Raw genomic sequence first — 17,538 nt, forward strand, 5'->3', positions numbered from 1 at the left:
AAAGACCCCGGGACCTTTACTATAGTTTGATATTGGTGTTCGGTTCGGCTTGTGTAGGATAGGTGGGAGACGTTGAAGCATGCACGCCAGTGTGTGTGGAGTCAATCTTGAAATACCACTCTGGTCGTGCTGGATGTCTAACCTCGGTCCGTGATCCGGATCAGGGACAGTGTCTGATGGGTAGTTTAACTGGGGCGGTTGCCTCCTAAAGAGTAACGGAGGCGCCCAAAGGTTCCCTCAGCCTGGTTGGCAATCAGGTGTTGAGTGTAAGTGCACAAGGGAGCTTGACTGTGAGACCGACGGGTCGAGCAGGGACGAAAGTCGGGACTAGTGATCCGGCAGTGGCTTGTGGAAGCGCTGTCGCTCAACGGATAAAAGGTACCCCGGGGATAACAGGCTGATCTTCCCCAAGAGTCCATATCGACGGGATGGTTTGGCACCTCGATGTCGGCTCGTCGCATCCTGGGGCTGGAGTCGGTCCCAAGGGTTGGGCTGTTCGCCCATTAAAGCGGTACGCGAGCTGGGTTTAGAACGTCGTGAGACAGTTCGGTCCCTATCCTCTGCGCGCGTAGGAATATTGAGAAGGGCTGTCCCTAGTACGAGAGGACCGGGACGGACGAACCTCTGGTGTGCCAGTTGTCCTGCCAAGGGCACGGCTGGTTGGCTACGTTCGGAAAGGATAACCGCTGAAAGCATCTAAGCGGGAAGCCTGCTTCGAGATGAGTATTCCCACCACCTTGAGTGGTTAAGGCTCCCAGTAGACGACTGGGTTGATAGGCCAGATGTGGAAGCCCGGTAACGGGTGGAGCTGACTGGTACTAATAGGCCGAGGGCTTGTCCTCAGTTGCTCGCGTCCACTGTGTTAGTTCTGAAGTAACGAACTGTGTATACACCGGTTGGTTAACTTCATAGTGTTTCGGTGGTCATAGCGTTAGGGAAACGCCCGGTTACATTTCGAACCCGGAAGCTAAGCCTTTCAGCGCCGATGGTACTGCAGGGGGGACCCTGTGGGAGAGTAGGACGCCGCCGAACAATTTTTATGCCCCGGCTCCTGGACTTATGTCCAGGAGCCGGGGCTTTTTTGCGTTCCCGGACCGTATTCTCGGGCCTGGGAACTGGAAACTTTGGCTGAGTGGAGATGAGTACCCGATGGGAACCGTGACGCATGTTCCGCAGACGCGGGACATGATCGGGGAAGAACTCTCCGGCGATGAGGCACTCACCGCGCTGCGGCACTACGGCGGGCGCAAGCTGCTGCTCGATGCCTTCTCCCGTTTCCGGTACGCGGACGGCTTCAGCCATGCGCGGTCTCTGGCCTTCCAGGTGGTCCTGGGCACCGTGCCGTTCGCCATCGCCCTGGTGGGCGTCGCCGCGGCCGTGCACACCGACAGCGTGGGCCGTGTCGTGGAGCTGACACTCGGGCGTATCGTGCCCGGCGCGAGCGCGGAGCTGGTCGAAGAGGCTCTTGACGACACCCGGCGGAGTGTGGGCGGCAGCACCTCCAGCGCATTCGCGATGTGGCTCGGGCTCGGCTTCGCCGTGCTGAACCTGACCTCTGCCATGGGGCAGATCGAGCGGGGCAGTAACCGCATCTACGGCATCGAGCGGGACCGGCCCTTCCATGTGAAGTACGGGCGGAGCCTCCTCCTTGCCCTGGGGGCCGGCGTGCCCATGGTGCTGGGCTTCCTGGTGCTCGTGGCCGGCGAGGCGGTGGGCAGTTCCCTCGTCGAGGCTCTGGGGTGGTCCGCGTCCCTGCTGGATGTGTGGGGGCCGCTGGAGATACCGGTCGGCGTCCTGTTGGCCTGGGTCGCCTCCGCAGTGATATTCCGCTGGGCGCCCCGTCGTGACCAGCCCGGCTACACGTGGCTCGCCGTCGGCTCGGCCGTGCACCTCCTGCTCTGGGTGGTGGCGACCTGGCTGCTGGCCCTCTACGTCGCCGAGAGTGGCTCCTTCGGCGCTGTTTACGGGCCGCTGACCGCCTTCGTGGCCCTGCTGCTCTGGGCGAATCTCACGGGCATCGCACTGTTCCTGGGCATTGCGTTCGCCGCCCAGCTCGAAGCCGCCCGCGCCGGTATCACCGAGCCGGTCCGCCCCGACCCCGGCTCGGGCGACTGACGCCGCCTGCCCCTCAGCGCAGAGCCACGCCAAGTGGTGTTGACATTCGTTTTCAATAAGTGTGATGCTTCCACTGCCGTCTCGGCCATCCTTGCCGCGCACACCCCCGCCCGTCGGGGTCAACAGCTGTGCCCGGCCCACGGTTTGTGATTCAGGGGAGCAGTATGTCTACAGCCCGAAACCGCAGAGAGTTCCTTGCCCTGGCCGGCGCCGCCGGTGCGGGCGGGGCTTTGGCGCTCACCGGTTGTGGAGGCGCTGCCGGAAGCGGCGGCGCGGCTGCCGACGGCAAGTCCGGGGCGCGGCGCGGGGGACAGCTGCGGGCGCTGTTCACCGGCGGCGGGGACCAGGAAACCATTGACCCGCACGCCGAAGCCCTGGCCATCGACATGGCCCGGACGAAGGCGCTGTTCGACCGGCTCGTCGATCTGGACGCGAACATGGCACCGGTACCGCGCCTCGCCGAGAAGTGGGAGTCCAACACGGACGCGACCCTGTGGCGGTTCACGCTGCGCGACGCGCTCTTCCACGACGGCAAAAAGTTCACGCCCGAGGACGTCCTCTTCAGCCTCGGCCGGATACTCGACCCCAAGGCCGCCAACCACTTCGCGCAGGGCCTGCTGGCCGTGGTCGACCTCAAGAAGAGCCGGGGCGTCGGACCGCGCACGGTCGAGCTGGCGCTCAAGCGGCCCAGCGCCGAGTTCCCCGCCCTCCTCGCCACCCTCGGTACGGCCATGGTGAGTTCGCGCTACCGGAACCCGGCCGACCCCGTCGGCACGGGCGCGTTCCGGCTGAAGTCCTTCGCGGCCGGCCAGGCCTTCGTCGCCGAGCGCTTCGACGACCACTGGGACGGCGGTGCGTACATCGACGAGCTGCGCATCCTGGCCGCCGACACCGACGCCCGGGGCAACGCGCTGCGCGGCGGCGAGGCGGAGTACGCGTACGAGATGACACCCACCTTCGCGCGTACCGCCGAGGCCGATCGGGCGGTGCGTATCGTCGCGGCCAAGGGCAGTACCGCCCACGCGATCGTGCTCAAGTGCGACCAGGAGCCCTTCGACAACCCCGATGTGACCCTCGCCTTCAAGCTGCTCGCCGACCGCGGAAAGCTCGTCGACGTGGTGCTCGCCGGGAGGGGGACGGTCGGCAACGACATGTTCGGCAAGGGATATCAGTACTACCCCGAGGGCATCCCGCAGCGTGAGCGCGATGTCGCCGAGGCCCGCCTGCTGCTGCGCAAGGCCGGGGCGCTCAACAAGACGCTGTCCATCTACACCTCGTCCGTCGCCCCGGGGTTTGTCGAGGCGGCGACGCTCTTCGCCGAGCAGGCCGCCGACGCCGGACTGCGGGTGAAGGTCACCACGGGCTCCTCCGACACGTACTTCAAGGACCAGCTGACCAAGGGCGTCATGGGAAGCCACCGCTCCGGGGCGATGACGATCCCCACCTACATCAACGACCGGCTGCTCACCGGTTCGAACTTCAACGCCTCCGGCTGGCGTCGCAAGGGCTTCGATGCCACCTTCGCCAAGGCGCAGGCCACCACCGACGAGGCCGAACGTGTCGCGCTCTACGGCCAGTTGCAGCGCAGCATCCACGACGAGGGCGGGTTGCTGATGTGGGGGCACCCCGACTGGTTGAACGCCACGGCCGCCCGGGTGCGCGGCGTGGCCGCCGCGCCGCCCAACACGCTCGACTCGGCCCGCTTCGACAAGGTGTGGCTGGCCTGAGGATGCGTGGCTACCTCCTGCACCGGCTCGTCCTCGGGCTGGTCCAACTCGCCCTGCTCGCAGGACTGGTGTTCGCTCTCACCTCGCTGCTGCCCGGCGACGCGGCAGCCGTGCGCTACGACGGGGACGCCACCGACACGCAGGTGGCGGCGCTGCGCGAGCAGCTCGGCCTCGACCGGCCGGCCCTGGAACGTTTCACCGACTGGGCGGGCGGAGCCCTCACCGGCGACCTCGGCACCTCACTGGTCAGCGGCGGCCCCGTCACCGGCATCCTGGCCGATTCGGCCGGCCCCACCCTGGTCCTGACCGCGGTGACCCTGGTCGTCGTGGTGCCGCTCGCGCTGCTGCTCGGCCTTGTCTCGGGAACGCGTGAAGGCGGCCGCACGGACCGGGTCTTCAGCTCGGTGACACTTGCCCTGAACGCCGTCCCCGACTTCCTGCTGGCGCTGCTGCTCGTCGCGGGGCTTTCGCTGAAACTGGGCTGGCTGCCCGCGACTTGGGTCGGGGTGGGCGCGGGTGAACTGCTCGGCCAGCCTGCGCTGTTGGTGCTGCCCGTGGCCGTGGTCGCGGTCCGGATGGTCTGCCTGCTGTCCCGGCAGATCCGGGCCGGGACGGTGACGACGCTGGGCGCCGGATACGTCGTACAGGCGCGCCGCCTCGGGGTGCCGCGCCGGGCCCTGCTGCTGCGCCATGTCCTGCCGAACGCCGCCGTCCCCGGCATCCAGGAACTCGCCAGGGTCGGCGACAACCTCGTCGGCGGTGTCCTCGTCGTCGAGGCGGTGTTCGCGATCCCCGGGGTTGCGACCGCGCTCGTACGGGCTGTGGAAGCCAGGGACATACCCACGGTGCAGGGCCTGGCGCTGGTCGTAGCGGCGGCGGCCCTGCTGTTCAGCCTGGCGGCTGACCTGGTCTGCCACCGCCTCGTACCCCGGACGGAGATCCTGCGGTGAACCGCCTCGTGAAGCGCCCGGCCGGCCGCGCGAAACTGTCCCGTACACCGCTGTACGTCGCCGGGCTGCTGGCGGCGCTGCCCGTCGCGGCAGCCCTGCTCGGTCCGCTGTTCGCCGACGCCGTTGTTCCGGGCGCCGCCGCACCATACGCCGGCCGCAGTGGTGAACATCCCCTGGGTACCGACGGGTTGGGGCGCGATGTGCTCGCCCTGCTGCTGCACGGGGGCCGTAGCACGCTCGGCATGGCGCTCGGCGCTGTCGCCGCCGCCTATCTGGTCGGTGGCGCGATCGGGCTGCTCGCGGCCTCCAGTCGCCGCCGCTGGGCCGACGAGCTGCTGATCCGCCCCCTCGACGTACTCCTTCCGCTGCCGTCCCTGCTCGTGATCAGCGTGGTGGCAGTGGGCTGGCGCGGCTCACCCACCGCGATCACCCTCGCCGTCGCCGCCGTCAACGTCCCGCCCGTGGCGCGGCTGGTCCGGGCTGCGGCGCTCGACGCGGCGAGCAGCCCCGTCACCGAGGCGCTGCGGGTGCAGGGCGAGTCCCGGTCCCGTATCCAGCTCGGTCACATCGCACGCGCCGCGCTCGCACCGGTCGCCGCCGACATCGGCACCCGGATCACCCTCGCCGTCTTCCTCGTCGGCTCGGCGAACTTCCTCGGCCTCGGGCTGAGCCCGACCGCCCCGGACTGGGCCGTGAGCATCTCCCGCAGTCGCGAGGGGCTGTTGCTCCAACCCTGGGCCGTGCTGGCGCCCGCCGCGCTGCTCGTCATGTTCACCGTGGGACTCAACCTGCTCGCCGACCGTGCGCTGGCCCGCTCCCGCACCCCCGCAACGGAGGCCCGATGACCACCACCCACGTCAGCATCGCCAGTGTGCGCGGGCTCACCGCGCGGGCCGGGGACACCGTCCTCGTCGACGCGATCGACTTCGAGGTGTACGAGGGCCAAGTCACCGCGCTCGTCGGCCCTTCGGGCAGCGGCAAGACCACCGCCGCACTGGCGCTCATCGGTGAGTGCGGGCCCGGCATCCGGCTCGGAGGGCGCGTGGAGGTCGGCGGCATCACCGTGGTTGACGGCGACGGCGACGGCGACGGCGACGGCGACGGCGACGGCGACGGCGACGGTGATGGTGACGGTGACGCGGTCACGACCGGGGCGGCGCAGCTGCGTGGGCGCACGGTCGCCTATATGCCTCAGCACCCCGGCAGTGCGCTCAACCCGGCCCGCCGCACCGGCGCGGTCCTCGCCGAACTCGCCTCCCTGCACGGCGGATCGGCGACCGGGGCACTCGAAGCCGCGCAACTGCCCGCCGACCGCGACACGGCACGACGCTTCCCGCACCAGTTCTCCGGCGGCCAGCGCCAACGCGTCGCGCTCGCCCAGACCTTGGCCTGCCGGCCCAGGCTGCTGATACTCGACGAGCCGAGCACCGGACTCGACACGGTGACCCGGCTGCGGCTCGCCGGGGAACTGGCCGCCCTTGCCCGCGGCGGGCTCGCGATCCTGCTGCTCAGCCACGACCAGGACCTGGTGCGGGCCCTGGCGGACCACGTTGTCGTACTGGAGCGGGGCAAGGTGACCGCCGACGAACTGCCCGACCGGCGCACCCCCACCGCTGCCCGGCACGACCCCGTGGGGCCCCGCGTCCTGGAGGTACGGGACCTCTCCGCCGCACTGCACAGCCGAGGACGCGGGCCGGTACTGCACGGCGTGGACCTCGAACTCGCCGCCGGGGCCTGCGTCGCAGTCGCCGGGCTCTCCGGCAGCGGAAAGACGACCCTGGCCCGCTGCGTCGCCGGCCTCCATGAACGCATGCGCGGCCAAGTCCTGCTGGACGGGCAGCCGTTGCCGGTGCTGCGCCGTCGCACCGTGGAACAGAAGCGGCGCGTGCAATACGTATGGCAAGAGGTGCGCGGCTCCTTCGACGAGCGGCGACCGGTGGCCGAGCAGGTCGCCCGTACCGCCGTACGACTGCGCGGCCGGGCGCCTCGCGACGCGCGGCGGGAAGCTCTCGCGCTGCTGGCCAGGCTCGGCGTCGACGCGGACACCGCCGAGCGACGTCCCGGCGGTCTGTCCGGGGGCCAGCTCCAGCGCGCCGCCCTGGCCCGCGCCGCGCTCGCCGAACCCGACGTACTGATCTGCGACGAGATCACCACCGGCCTCGACCCGGTGGCCACCGACGCCGTTCTCGCCGAACTCGCCCGGATGCGGCGGGAGTTCGGCACGGCGCTGCTGTGGGTGAGCCACGACCTGGAGCTGCTCTCCGTGATCGCGCACCACCTGGTGGTCATCGACGCCGGACACATCGTCGAGAGCGGCGTACCGGCCGAAGTGCTCGCCGCGCCGCGCGCGGCCATGACCCGCCAACTCGTCCACGCCATGCGCCTCGGCGCCACCCCGGAGCCCGTTCCAGGGCCCTGACAGCGGACCGACCACCTGCCCGACGTACTTCTTCGGAGGCCTCATGTCCGACCGGACCACAGCCGGCGACCTGCTCGCAGAACTGCCCGACACCCTGCCCCGCGAGGAGATCCTCGCCATCAACAGCGCCCCCTCCGACATCCACACGCACCGCACGTACACCTACAACGGCTGGGATTTCGAGCTGCCGCCCGGTGTGTTCAGGCCGGGCGACACCAGCCGGATCATCCACGACCGGCTGCTGGACGGCACCATCGCCGTGGCCGGACGCTCGTACGCGGCGATCGGCGCCGGACTCGGCGTCGAGGCCGTGCTCGCGGGCGCCCGGGGGGCCCGCGAGATCTGGGCCGCCGACATCCACCCCGACTCCGTCGCCACCGCCGCCGACCACTACCGGCGCCTGGTCGGCGAACGGCCGGGCACCGACTTCCGTCCGCTGGTCTCCAACCTCTTCGAGGAGTTCCCCGACTCGGCGCGGCTCGACGTCATCACGTTCAACCCGCCCGCCGTCTCCACCCGGACCAGCGAGGATCCGACCGTCGTCCGCAACGTGTGCGTGGGCGCCGGGATTGTGACGCGCTTCTTCGACCAGATCACTGACCGTGGGCTGCTCGCACCGGACGGCGAGATCCACCTGGTCGCGTCCAACACCGCCGAACTGCGCACCATCGTCGCGTACGCCGTCGAAGCGGGATTCGAGCCCGCCGTCGCCCATCGCCAGAGCTGGGAGGGCGACAACTGCCGGGCCTTCCTCTTCACGTTCACACTCGCACCCCGCGACTCCGAGCACATCACCGCGCCCGTCTCCCACCGCGTCGCCAACTGAAGGACCAACACTCCATGTATGAGCACATAGCGGAAGCCATCAAGGAACCGGACGTGGTGGCCGTCCCGCCCGGCGCGGTCTGTCTGCGCTTCGAGACGATGAAGATCTACTCGGCGCTGGGCGCGGTACGCCATCTCCTCGACACCGGACAGATCACCCCCGGCGACACCCTCGTCGACAGCTCAAGCGGCATCTACGCCCACGCGCTGGCGCTCGCCTGCCACCGCTACGGAATGAAGTGCCACATCGTCGGCTCGACGACCGTCGACCGCACTCTGCGCGTACAGCTGGAGATCCTGGGGGCCACGCTGGAACAGGTCCGGCCCTCGCAGAACCTGCGGCTCGACCAGAACCTGCGGGTGCGGCGCATCGCCGAACTGCTGCGGGAGAAGCCCGATTACCACTGGATGCGTCAGTACCACGACTCCATCCACTACCTCGGCTATCGCGATGTCGCCGACCTGGTCCAAAAGGAGGTCCCGGAGGGGCCGTTGAGCCTGGTGGGCGCGGTTGGCACCGGGGCGTCGACCGGCGCCATCGCCACCTACCTGCGCGAAGCGGGCCGCGATGTGAACCTGGTCGGCATCCAGCCGTTCGGCAGCGTCACCTTCGGCGCCGAGCACGTCCAGGACCCTGACATGATCATCGCGGGGATCGGCAGCTCCATCCCGTTCGACAATGTCCGCCAGGAGTTGTACGACCGCATCCACTGGGTCAACTTCGACTACGCGATGTCCGGCGCCGTCGAACTCCTGCGCGCCAGCGGCATTTTCGCCGGCCTGTCGGCGGGAGCGGCCTATCTGGCCACCCTGGCCGAGCGCGAACGCGACGACTCCCGTACGTACGTCTTCATCGCCGCCGACACCGGCCACCGCTACGTCGACAGCGCGTACGCCAACCACGCCCAGGCCCACGGTCTGGGGTCGATGCGTCCGCACGAGGTCACCTCGTGCGCCGATCTGTCGCACCCGTGGTCGGCGATGCCCTGGCCGCCGCCCCGGGACGACATCACGCACTCCTACGCCGACTCGTCCGTCCTGCTGGCAGAGACCGTGCGATGAACCTCCTTACCCCGCAAGCCCTGTTGGCAATGGAAGAGTCTGAGATGCGCGCCGCACAACCACAAGCCGTACAACCGCAGACCGTGGCCGAACTCGGCCGGGCCGTGCTGGCCGGCTCCTACGGGCCGCCGCCCCAGGACCTGGCCGTCACCAGCGCGTTCTGGCTCCGCAACACCACCCGGCTGGCCGGCAGCGAGGTCACCTACCGAAACCACTACCTCCTGCTGCGCACCGGGGACGCCTTCGGCGCCTGCTCCTTCGAGGCCGGTGAGCTCGCCCCCGATTTCTGCGAGAACGCCTCCGGGCACCCCCTCGACACCCTCATCCGCCACGGCTCCCTCCCGGTGCGCATCGCGGCCCTCGACGCCTACCTGGCCCGGGTCGAGCCGCACCGCGGTCACCCTGCCTCCGATCCCGTTACCCTGCCGACCGGTACGCCCGAGGTCCGGGCCCACGCCCGCGACGCCGCCATCGCCGGGCTGCTCGACATCACCCCGGGCGCCAGGGTCGCCCTGATCGGCGTCGTCAACCCGCTGGTCGCGGCGATACGCGAGCGGGGCGGCGTATGCCTGCCCTGCGACCTCAACCTCCGCACCACACAGTGGGGCGACCCCGTCGCCGAGAGCATGGCCGAGGTGCTGGAGGCCGCCGACGCGGTCGTGGCGACCGGTATGACCCTGAGCAACGGCAGCTTCGACCTGATCGTCGAGCACTGCCGTACGCGCGGGATTCCGCTGGTCGTGTACGCCCAGTCGGGCAGCGCCGTCGCCCGCGCCTTCCTTGGTGCGGGAGTGAGCGCACTGTCCGCGGAGCCCTTCCCCTTCTCGCAGTTCAGCGCCGACGAGACCGCCCTCCACCGCTACCGGGAGGCGGCGGAGTGACCGCGGATACTGCCCCCCCGAAGGAGAGCGCGGCGCCCGATCGTGCCGAAGAAGTGCCCGGGGACCTGCGGATGGCCCGGGTGCTGTGGCCGGTCATGCTGGCCTCCGCCGTCGGCCTGCTGCCCTTCACGGTCTTCAGCACCTACCTCGTCCCCATCGCGGACGCGGCGGACACCGGCGTCGCCGCCATGGGGCAGCTGCGCGGCCTCGGCGGCCTCGCCGCGCTGGCCGTCGGCACCGCGCTCGCCCCGTTCATCGACCGGGTACGCAAGGAGTGGGCGGCGGCGGGCGGCCTCGCCCTGCTCGCGGTCTCCGCGCTGCTGGGCGCGACGGGGGAGTTCCTGTTCCTCGCGGCGTTCTGCCTGCTCGTCGGCGCCGGTACGGCCGTACTCAACCCGGCGCTCACCGCCGCGGCGGCCGACCGCTTCGGCAACGGCGCCGCGGCCGGCCGGGCGGCGACTCTCGTCACCGCGACCCAGTCGTTCACCGCGCTGATGGCGGCGCCGCTGGTCGCCCTGCCCGCGCTGCTGTGGGGCTGGCAGGGCAACCTCCTTGCCGTGTCCATCGCCGCGGCGCTGCTGACCGCGGTGTTCTACGTGTACGGCCGGCGCTCGCACCGGGACCCGGCGCGCGGCACACCCCGCCTGGGCTACGGCGCGTCGTTCAAGGCGCTGGCGGCCGTGCCGGGCGCGGTCCCGCTCCTGCTCGTCGCCCTGCTGCGGACGGCCGCGTTCATGGGCTACCTCGCCTACCTCGCGGCGTTCTACGACGAGCGCTTCGCCCTGTCCCCGGGGCCGTTCGCGCTGGTATGGACACTGAGCGGCGCCGCCTTCTTCCTCAGCAACCTCTTCACCGGCCGGGCCATGAGCGCCGCCGCACCGCGGATCACCGCGGAGCGGATGATGACCTTCGCCCTGGTGGTGGGGCTCGGGTCGCTCGTGGGCTTCTTCTTCACCCATACGCTGTGGCTCGCCCTGCTGCTGACGGCCGTGACCGCCGCCGCGCACGCGACGGTCGCGGCCTGCGTCATCACCCTGCTCGTCCGGCGCTGCGCCACCCTGCGCGGTACGGCGCTGAGCATCAATGCCGCCGGCATGAGCTTCGGCGTCTTCGCGGGCGCCGGGCTCGGCGGCATCGGCCTGGGCCTCGCGGGTTACCCGGGCACTGCCCTGGCGCTCGGCGCGCTCACCCTCGGGGCGCTGGTTGCGGCCCTATGGGTGAGGCGACCTGCGTGATCAGCGACCCGGGCGGGGGACCTGGGTGATGGAGCGTCCCGCCCACTCGGGCGCCACCTCCACCAGCGCCGTCAGTCGTTCCCGGATCGCCTCCGGGAACGGCGCGGCGCGCCCCACCCGCTGATCGACATGGATGGCCAGCAGCTCGGTCGTTGCCACCGGCTCCGCGTCCGGCTCCGGCTCCGCGTCCGCCGAGTCGACGACGTGCAACTCATGGGTGAAGCGGGCCTTCTTGGCGTCCGCACCCAACAGCCGTGTACGGACGACGAGTTGGGCGCCCTCGCTGACATCGCGCAGATAGTGGATGTGCGCCTCGACCGTGTACAGGGAGCAGCCGGTGCTCTCCCGGTACCCGGCGTGCAGCCCGGTCTCGATCATCATGGCGTCCGTGGCGTAGCCGAAGACGAGGACGTAGAACGCCTCGCTCATATGGCCGTTGTAGTCGATCCACTCGGGCCGTACGGAGTGCCGCACCAGCGGCAGGGGCTCGGTCGTCACTTGGTTTCCTCCTGCTCCCGCGTGCGCTGCTGCGGCAGGCGGCCAGTCGCCCGCAGCACGTCGATGACGCCCTGGTCGCGCTCCGCGACGAGGTCCGCGATGGTGCGGCCGTCGGCCGCGTCCTCGCACCCGGCGACCACCGCGTCGTACAGCCTCTTGTCCAGTTCGGGTGCTTCCAGGCGGGTCCACGGCGATTTCAGTGAGGGGCCGAAGTGGTCCAGCATGTGCGCCATGCCGCCCTCGCCGCCCGCGAGCGCGAAGGTGAGCATGGGGCCCATGAACGCCCAGCGCAGGCCGGGGCCCTCGGTGATCGAGTCGTCGATCTCCCGGACCGTCGCCTCACCGTTGGCGACCATGTGCAGCGCCTCGCGCCACAGGGCCTCCTGGAGGCGGTTGGCGATGAACCCGGGCACTTCGCGCTTCATCGTGATGACGGACTTGCCCGCCACCTCGTAGAAGCGCGAGGCCCAGGCGACGGTGGAGGCCGTGGTGCGTTCGCCGCCGACGACCTCGACGAGGGGGATCAGGTACGGCGGGTTGAACGGATGCCCCACGACGAGTCGGCCGGGATCGGCGGCGTCGGTCTGCATGTCGGTCATCGGGTAGCCGGAGGTCGAGGACGCGATGACGACCCCGGCGGGCGCGGCCGCGTCGAGCCGGGTCAGCAGATCGCGCTTGAGCTCCAGCTTCTCCGGGGCGCTCTCCTGCACGAACTGGGCTTCGGCGACGGCCTCTTCGAGGGTCGCGGTGACCGTGAGCCGGTCCTGCGACGCGCCGTCGGCCAGGCCGAGCTCGACCAGGGCGGGCCAGGCGGCGGCCACCAGCCGGCGCAGCTTCGGCTCGGCGTCGGGGGCGGGGTCCCAGGCCGTGACGTCGTAGCCACGGGCCAGGTAGTGGGCGACCCAGCCGCCGCCGATCACACCGGCGCCGACGCAGGCGACTCGGCGTACATCCTCGGGGGCGCAGGGGGCGGGGGGCGTGGTGACAGTCATGATGGGGGTCCTTCAGCAGGTGCGTACGGCCGGGGCGGGGAGGTCAGGCGCGCGGCTTCAGTCCGAGCTTGCTCCGGGCCTCGTCCGGGGTGGCGACCCTGGCGCCCAGCGCCTCGGTGATCGTCACGGCGCGTTCCACCAGCTGGGCGTTGGTGGCCTTGTTGCCCTTGCCCAGGTAGAGGTTGTCCTCCAGGCCGACCCGGACATGCCCGCCGAGCAGGATCGACTGGGCGACCCACGGCATCTGCATCCGGCCGAGCGAGAAGCTGGCCCACTGGGCGCCCTCGGGCAGCATGTGGACCATCGACTGCAGAACGCCCGGGTCGGCGGGGGCGCCCCACGGGATGCCCATGCACAGCTGGAAGACGGTCGGATCGTCGAGGAGGCCCTCGGCGATGAGCTGCTTGGCGAACCACAGCTGCCCGGTGTCGAAGACCTCCAACTCGGGCCGCACGCCCAGCTCCTGGATGCGCCTGGCACCCGTACGCAGCATGTCGGGGGTGGAGACGTACAGGTTGCTGCCGTCGCCGAAGTTGAGCGAACCGCAGTCCAGGGTGCAGATGTCGGGCAGCAGCTCCTCGACGTGCGGCAGCCGCTCCAGGCCGCTCACCAGGTCGGTGCCCGGCAGCTGCTTCAGCGGCTCGTCGGGGTCGATGACCAGGTCGCCGCCCATGCCGGCGGTGAGGTTGATGACGACGTCGGTGCCGGTCTCCTTGATCCGCTCGACGACCTCGCGGTAGAGCAGCGGGTCGCGGGAGGGGGCGCCGGTCGCGGGGTCACGGACGTGGATGTGCACCACGGCGGCGCCGGCCTCGGCCGCCTCGACGGCGGAGCGGGCTATCTGCTCGGGGGAGACCGGGACATGGGGGCTCTTGCGGACCGTGTCGCCGGCGCCGGTGAGGGCGCAGGTGATGATGACGTCCTGGTTCATGGGCATGGGGAATCCGCTCCTCGGGGAGTTGGGAGTTGGGGGCGGGGGACGGGGTGATGTGGTGGTGTACGGAGTCAGGGGCGGGCGGTCAGTGTGGCGTCCACATAACCGAGCAGCGCGGCCCGCATGTCGTCGGGGCCGGTGCCCGCGTCGCCGGGCGCGGTCGCGAGGACCTGGGTGGCCAGCCCGTCGATCAGCGCGGTGAGCCGCAGCGCGGCGGCCTCAGGATCCGTGGCGCTGAAGACCCCTTGAGCGACGCCGCGCCGCACGACGTCGGCGACCGTCGTGCGCCACTGCCGGTAGTACTCGGCGTGCAACTTCCCGACAGCGGTCGAGCGGGCCGCCTCCGCCCACAGGTCGAGCCACACGCTCCACTGCCACCGCTGCTGCACGGTGTACGGCGTCTGGAGCTCGATGAGCTGGCGCAGCTCGTCCGCCGCGTCACCGGCCTCGGCAGTGCGGGCGGCCCGGCGGGCGGTGTCCTCGTCCATGCACCAGCGCACGGCCGCTTCGAGCAGCTCGTCCCGGCCGGGGAAGTGGTAGTGGATGGCGGCGCTGCTGGTGGCGCACGCCTCGGCGATGTCGGCGACCCGTACGGCATGGAAGCCGCGCTCCGCGATGAGCCGTACCGTCTCGCGCACGATCTGCAGCGGCCTGCCGCCCTCCGGCGCTGCGACGGACGCGGTGCGGTGGCGACGTACGGCGGAGATCGTGGCAGTGGGTTCGCTGCGTGACCCGAGCAGCCAGGCCGCGTCCACCTCCGCGGTGTCGGCGATGCGGGCCAATTCGGCCACGGTAAACCTGCGGGCTCCACCGAGTGAACGGGAGAGTTTGGAAGGGTCCATGACGATTCGTCGGGCGAACTCCCGCTGGCTGACACCGACGGTGCCGATCACTTTCCGCACGCGCTCGGCCACCTCGCCACGGGCGTCTCCGACTCGGCTTCCAGGCTCTTCCAGCATGCCCGGACCATATCTGACCGTTGAGATTATCGCAACGGCTATGGAGTGCAGTGGTCAGCGTCTATAAGGTTTGATCCGGATGGTGCGATGCTGACTGAAGCATCAGTCATGCGCAGTATCCGGATCTTTCGGTGCAGTGCCGAGTCGCAGGCGGTACGTACACTCCCCTCTGAAACTGAAGAGTCCGTACAGCAACCGATCAACTTGGTTCAAGCGGTGGCCAGTTGCATCGTTATTGATGATCGGACATGGGCATATACGTCCCAGTGCACGCGGGGCGCACCAGAGGAGGCCGACCATGACCGTTGTCTCACCACATCGTCAGGCCCAGCAACTGCCGGCAGTCCCCTTCTACTGTCCCGTCCCCTCCGCCGTGCACCCCTCCGCCCAGGCCCTCAACGAGACGACCGTCCGCTGGATGCTCCAGCAGCACCTCGACACCGATGAGCAGCAGCGCAAGCGCCTGGCCCTCTGCGATTTCGGCGGTCTTACGGCCTCGACCATGTCCTACGGGCAGCTCGAACCGCTCACGCTGATGGCCAAATTCCATGCCGTGCTGTTCTCGCTCGACGACGGGGTGTGCGACGAGGCCTTAGTCACCGCCGACGTGCTGGCGCAGGAGACCTCACGCATATTGCGGGCCGTCGAGGCACCGGCCAGCCATTCGCCGGGCGATTCGCCGCACACCGGGGCGCTGCGCCTCCTGCGGCTGGAGCTGGAGCGTTACGCGTCCAGGCAGCAGATCCGCCGCTGGACCGACGCCATGCGGATCTACACTTCGGGCCTGGTGTGGGAGGCGTCCTGGCGCAGCAGTCCCGGGCTTCCCTCGCTGAACGACTACGTCACGCTGTGGATGCGGGCCATAGGGATGGCCCCCTCCACCGCGATGATCGAAGTGGTGGCCGGCTACTCCGTGCCCGACCACGACCTTGAGGACCCGCGGGTGCGCGCCCTCACCGAGATCACCTGGACGCTGGTCAGCTGGGACAACGACCTCTACTCCCGCAACAAGGAACTGCTGCGCGCCGACGACAACCTCAATCTGATCGACGTCCTGTGCCAGGAACTCGGCTGCGAACCGCCGGACGCCCTCCTGGAGGCAGTGGTGATGCGCGACCGCGTCATGGTGCTCTTCCTCCGTCTGCGCGAGCAGGTGCTGAGGGACGCCGACGGCGGACTGCGCCGCTACCTCCAGGGCCTCGGCCAGTTCATCCGCGGTCACCTCGACTGGGCGTCCGCCTGCCCGCGTTACGTCGTCCCAGGCGCCCCGAGCGCGGAGGCGCGACCGGAGGGGTGGTGGAAGCAGCGCCCGGCCGACGACAGCCTGGAACCGCTTCGCCTCCCGACGATCGCCTGGTGGTGGGACCAGCTCGTGGTCAGTAGCCGCGCCACCACCGGGTGAGCGACTGCCACAGCCGCTTGGGCGCCCCGGGTCCGCGCTGCGCCGGAATGCCGGCGCCGACCGTGGGCGCGCCCGGTGGGCAGGCGGGCACCGGGGCCGTGGCGGGCGGCGGCACGGTCGCCCTGGGCGGCGAGTCCACCTGCCAATCCGGCCGGGGCGCTGTGGTCGACGCCGTGGTCGGGGGGCCGCTCACGTCCTGCGGCGGACGCGCGGCGAACTCCACCGGGAGCTCGATCAGATGCCGGGACATGAGCGAGCTGCGCCAGTGCAACTCATGCTCGTCGACCGAGAGTTGAAGGTCGGGCAGGCGCATCAGCAGGGCGTCGATGCCGGTGTCGGCGATGGCGCGGCCGATGTCCTGCCCCGGGCACTCGTGCGGGCCGCCACTGAAGGCCAGGTGGGAGCGGTTGCCCTGCATGGAGGCCTGCGGGTCGGGCCGCACCACCGGGTCGGCGTTGGCGGCGGCCATTCCCACGAGCAGGGCATCGCCCTTCTTGATCTGCTGGCCGCCGAACTCCGTGTCACCGACCGCCCAGCGGCCCAGGATCGTGGTGAACGGCGGCTCGTCCCACAGGGTCTGCTCGACCGCCTCGGGCAGCGTCATATGACCGCCGCTGAGCTGCGCCCGGAACCGCGGGTCGGTGAGCACCATGCGCACCACGTTGGCGATGAGGTTGGCGGTGGTCTCGTACGCCGCGATGAGCACCAGCCGCAGATGCTGGCTCACCTCGGCGTCGGTGAGCCCGGCCGGGTGTTCGACGAGCCAGCTGGTGAAGTCCTCCTCGGGCTTGACCCGGCGTCGGTCCACCAGCCTGGTCAGGACGCCCATCACATACGCGTTGCTGGCGTTCGCCGTCGCGGTGCCCTTGATCATGTCCCGCGCGGACTGCACCATGCGCTCGTTGTACTCCTCGGGCATGCCGAGGATCTGGCACAGCACCATCATCGGCAGATGCTCCGCGAACCGGCTCACCAGGTCGGTGTGGCCGTCCTGGCAGAAGTCGTTGACCAGCCGGTTGCTGAACCGGTTGATGTAGCGGCGCACCCCGCGGCTGTCGATGCGCGCCATGCTGTCGGTGACCGCGCCGCGCAGCCGCTCGTGGTCCGCGCCGTCCGCGAAGACGCACAGGGGCTGCCAGGTGAAGACGGGCGCGAGGGCGTGGTCCGGCGGCACCGTGCCGTCCAGGATGTGGCGCCAGCGCCGCGAGTCTCGGGAGAACTGCGACGGGGTACGGGTCATGTGCAGGTTCTCGCTGTGGCCGAGCACCAGCCACGCCGGTACGTCGCCGGTCAGCAACACCGGTGCCACCGGGCCGTGTTCGGCGCGCAGCTTCTCGTAGAGACCCATCGGGTCGCTCTCGTGCTCGGACCCGTACAGCCGGCGCAGACCGCCGGGGCCGACGCCGCCGACGTCACCGAGCCCGTGGGCCGGGCACCCGGGGGGCGGTACCGCCCCGTCGTCCGCTCCGGGCAGATGGGGATCAGGGGTTGTCACGGTCACTCCAGAGAGGTGGCAGGTACGGGGAGAGAGGAGACAGC

General features: G+C 70.1%; 15 protein-coding genes and 2 rRNA genes. 12 read left to right on the forward strand and 5 right to left on the reverse strand.

Annotated features, from left to right (window positions below; genetic code table 11):
- The 11 genes from ABCR94_RS14255 to ABCR94_RS14305 form a co-directional block, all read left to right on the forward strand.
- Positions 1–842, forward strand: a 23S ribosomal RNA gene (locus ABCR94_RS14255); the annotation flags it as partial.
- Between the two features lie 73 nt (positions 843–915).
- Positions 916–1,032, forward strand: a 5S ribosomal RNA gene (gene rrf, locus ABCR94_RS14260).
- Between the two features lie 117 nt (positions 1,033–1,149).
- Positions 1,150–2,115, forward strand: coding sequence for a YihY/virulence factor BrkB family protein (locus tag ABCR94_RS14265; RefSeq protein ID WP_347119649.1), 966 nt, complete (start codon positions 1,150–1,152; stop codon positions 2,113–2,115).
- A gap of 164 nt (positions 2,116–2,279) precedes the next feature.
- Complete coding sequence (locus ABCR94_RS14270) at positions 2,280–3,842, forward strand: ABC transporter substrate-binding protein (protein WP_347119650.1); 1,563 nt, start codon at positions 2,280–2,282, stop codon at positions 3,840–3,842.
- Positions 3,843–3,844: 2 nt separating this feature from the next.
- On the forward strand, positions 3,845–4,792 hold the full coding sequence (locus ABCR94_RS14275; protein WP_347119651.1) for an ABC transporter permease: 948 nt from the start codon (positions 3,845–3,847) through the stop codon (positions 4,790–4,792).
- Positions 4,789–5,637 (forward strand): ABC transporter permease, encoded by an 849-nt coding sequence (locus tag ABCR94_RS14280; protein WP_347119652.1) that lies wholly within the window; start codon positions 4,789–4,791, stop codon positions 5,635–5,637. Before ABCR94_RS14275 ends, ABCR94_RS14280 begins: the two co-directional genes overlap by 4 nt.
- Positions 5,634–7,211: an ABC transporter ATP-binding protein gene (locus ABCR94_RS14285; protein WP_347119654.1), complete on the forward strand. Its 1,578-nt coding sequence runs from the start codon at positions 5,634–5,636 to the stop codon at positions 7,209–7,211. The genes ABCR94_RS14280 and ABCR94_RS14285 overlap by 4 nt, the downstream gene beginning before the upstream one ends.
- 43 nt (positions 7,212–7,254) lie before the next feature.
- Positions 7,255–8,037 carry a class I SAM-dependent methyltransferase gene (locus ABCR94_RS14290; protein WP_347119655.1) on the forward strand — a complete coding sequence of 261 codons (783 nt, stop codon included), beginning with the start codon at positions 7,255–7,257 and terminating at the stop codon, positions 8,035–8,037.
- Between the two features lie 14 nt (positions 8,038–8,051).
- Entirely contained in the window at positions 8,052–9,098 is a 1,047-nt protein-coding gene (locus tag ABCR94_RS14295; RefSeq protein ID WP_347119656.1) for a pyridoxal-phosphate dependent enzyme, read from the forward strand.
- Between the two features lie 44 nt (positions 9,099–9,142).
- Complete coding sequence (locus ABCR94_RS14300) at positions 9,143–9,979, forward strand: Rossmann-like domain-containing protein (protein ID WP_347119657.1); 837 nt, start codon at positions 9,143–9,145, stop codon at positions 9,977–9,979.
- Positions 9,976–11,214 (forward strand): MFS transporter, encoded by a 1,239-nt coding sequence (locus ABCR94_RS14305; protein WP_347119658.1) that lies wholly within the window; start codon positions 9,976–9,978, stop codon positions 11,212–11,214. Before ABCR94_RS14300 ends, ABCR94_RS14305 begins: the two co-directional genes overlap by 4 nt.
- On the opposite strand, the gene ABCR94_RS14310 is transcribed toward ABCR94_RS14305, so the two are convergent.
- The 4 genes from ABCR94_RS14310 to ABCR94_RS14325 form a co-directional block, all read right to left on the reverse strand.
- Positions 11,215–11,712, reverse strand: coding sequence for a thioesterase family protein (locus ABCR94_RS14310; protein ID WP_347119659.1), 498 nt, complete (start codon positions 11,710–11,712; stop codon positions 11,215–11,217).
- Positions 11,709–12,704 (reverse strand): 3-hydroxyacyl-CoA dehydrogenase NAD-binding domain-containing protein, encoded by a 996-nt coding sequence (locus ABCR94_RS14315; protein ID WP_347119660.1) that lies wholly within the window; start codon positions 12,702–12,704, stop codon positions 11,709–11,711. The genes ABCR94_RS14310 and ABCR94_RS14315 overlap by 4 nt, the downstream gene beginning before the upstream one ends.
- A 43-nt stretch (positions 12,705–12,747) precedes the next feature.
- Positions 12,748–13,641, reverse strand: a complete 894-nt coding sequence (locus ABCR94_RS14320; RefSeq protein ID WP_347119661.1) for a beta-keto acid cleavage family enzyme — start codon at positions 13,639–13,641, stop codon at positions 12,748–12,750.
- Positions 13,642–13,709: 68 nt separating this feature from the next.
- Positions 13,710–14,597 carry a TetR/AcrR family transcriptional regulator gene (locus ABCR94_RS14325; protein WP_347119662.1) on the reverse strand — a complete coding sequence of 296 codons (888 nt, stop codon included), beginning with the start codon at positions 14,595–14,597 and terminating at the stop codon, positions 13,710–13,712.
- A 298-nt stretch (positions 14,598–14,895) separates the two neighbouring features.
- Here ABCR94_RS14325 and ABCR94_RS14330 point away from each other — a divergent pair, with 298 nt between their 5' ends.
- The gene (locus ABCR94_RS14330) at positions 14,896–15,999 is read left to right on the forward strand and encodes a terpene synthase family protein (RefSeq protein ID WP_347119663.1); all 1,104 of its coding nucleotides are present in this window, start codon (positions 14,896–14,898) and stop codon (positions 15,997–15,999) included.
- On the opposite strand, the gene ABCR94_RS14335 is transcribed toward ABCR94_RS14330, so the two are convergent.
- A complete protein-coding gene (locus tag ABCR94_RS14335; RefSeq protein WP_347119664.1) occupies positions 15,974–17,494 on the reverse strand; it encodes a cytochrome P450 in 1,521 nt (506 codons plus the stop codon). The genes ABCR94_RS14330 and ABCR94_RS14335 overlap by 26 nt on opposite strands.
- Between the last annotated feature and the right edge of the window lie 44 nt (positions 17,495–17,538).

Source organism: Streptomyces changchenzhani (genome assembly GCF_039766235.1).
Lineage (GTDB): Bacteria > Actinomycetota > Actinomycetes > Streptomycetales > Streptomycetaceae > Streptomyces.

Bases quoted from the DNA above. Each gene is read 5' to 3' on its own strand.
- ABCR94_RS14285 (WP_347119654.1), top strand. From the start codon at position 5,634: ATGACCACCACCCACGTCAGCATCGCCAGTGTGCGCGGGCTCACCGCG.
- ABCR94_RS14300 (WP_347119657.1), top strand. From the start codon at position 9,143: ATGCGCGCCGCACAACCACAAGCCGTACAACCGCAGACCGTGGCCGAA.
- ABCR94_RS14270 (WP_347119650.1), top strand. From the start codon at position 2,280: ATGTCTACAGCCCGAAACCGCAGAGAGTTCCTTGCCCTGGCCGGCGCC.
- ABCR94_RS14315 (WP_347119660.1), bottom strand. From the start codon at position 12,704: ATGACTGTCACCACGCCCCCCGCCCCCTGCGCCCCCGAGGATGTACGC.
- ABCR94_RS14330 (WP_347119663.1), top strand. From the start codon at position 14,896: ATGACCGTTGTCTCACCACATCGTCAGGCCCAGCAACTGCCGGCAGTC.
- ABCR94_RS14320 (WP_347119661.1), bottom strand. From the start codon at position 13,641: ATGCCCATGAACCAGGACGTCATCATCACCTGCGCCCTCACCGGCGCC.
- ABCR94_RS14275 (WP_347119651.1), top strand. From the start codon at position 3,845: ATGCGTGGCTACCTCCTGCACCGGCTCGTCCTCGGGCTGGTCCAACTC.
- ABCR94_RS14290 (WP_347119655.1), top strand. From the start codon at position 7,255: ATGTCCGACCGGACCACAGCCGGCGACCTGCTCGCAGAACTGCCCGAC.
- ABCR94_RS14265 (WP_347119649.1), top strand. From the start codon at position 1,150: ATGGGAACCGTGACGCATGTTCCGCAGACGCGGGACATGATCGGGGAA.
- ABCR94_RS14295 (WP_347119656.1), top strand. From the start codon at position 8,052: ATGTATGAGCACATAGCGGAAGCCATCAAGGAACCGGACGTGGTGGCC.
- ABCR94_RS14325 (WP_347119662.1), bottom strand. From the start codon at position 14,597: ATGCTGGAAGAGCCTGGAAGCCGAGTCGGAGACGCCCGTGGCGAGGTG.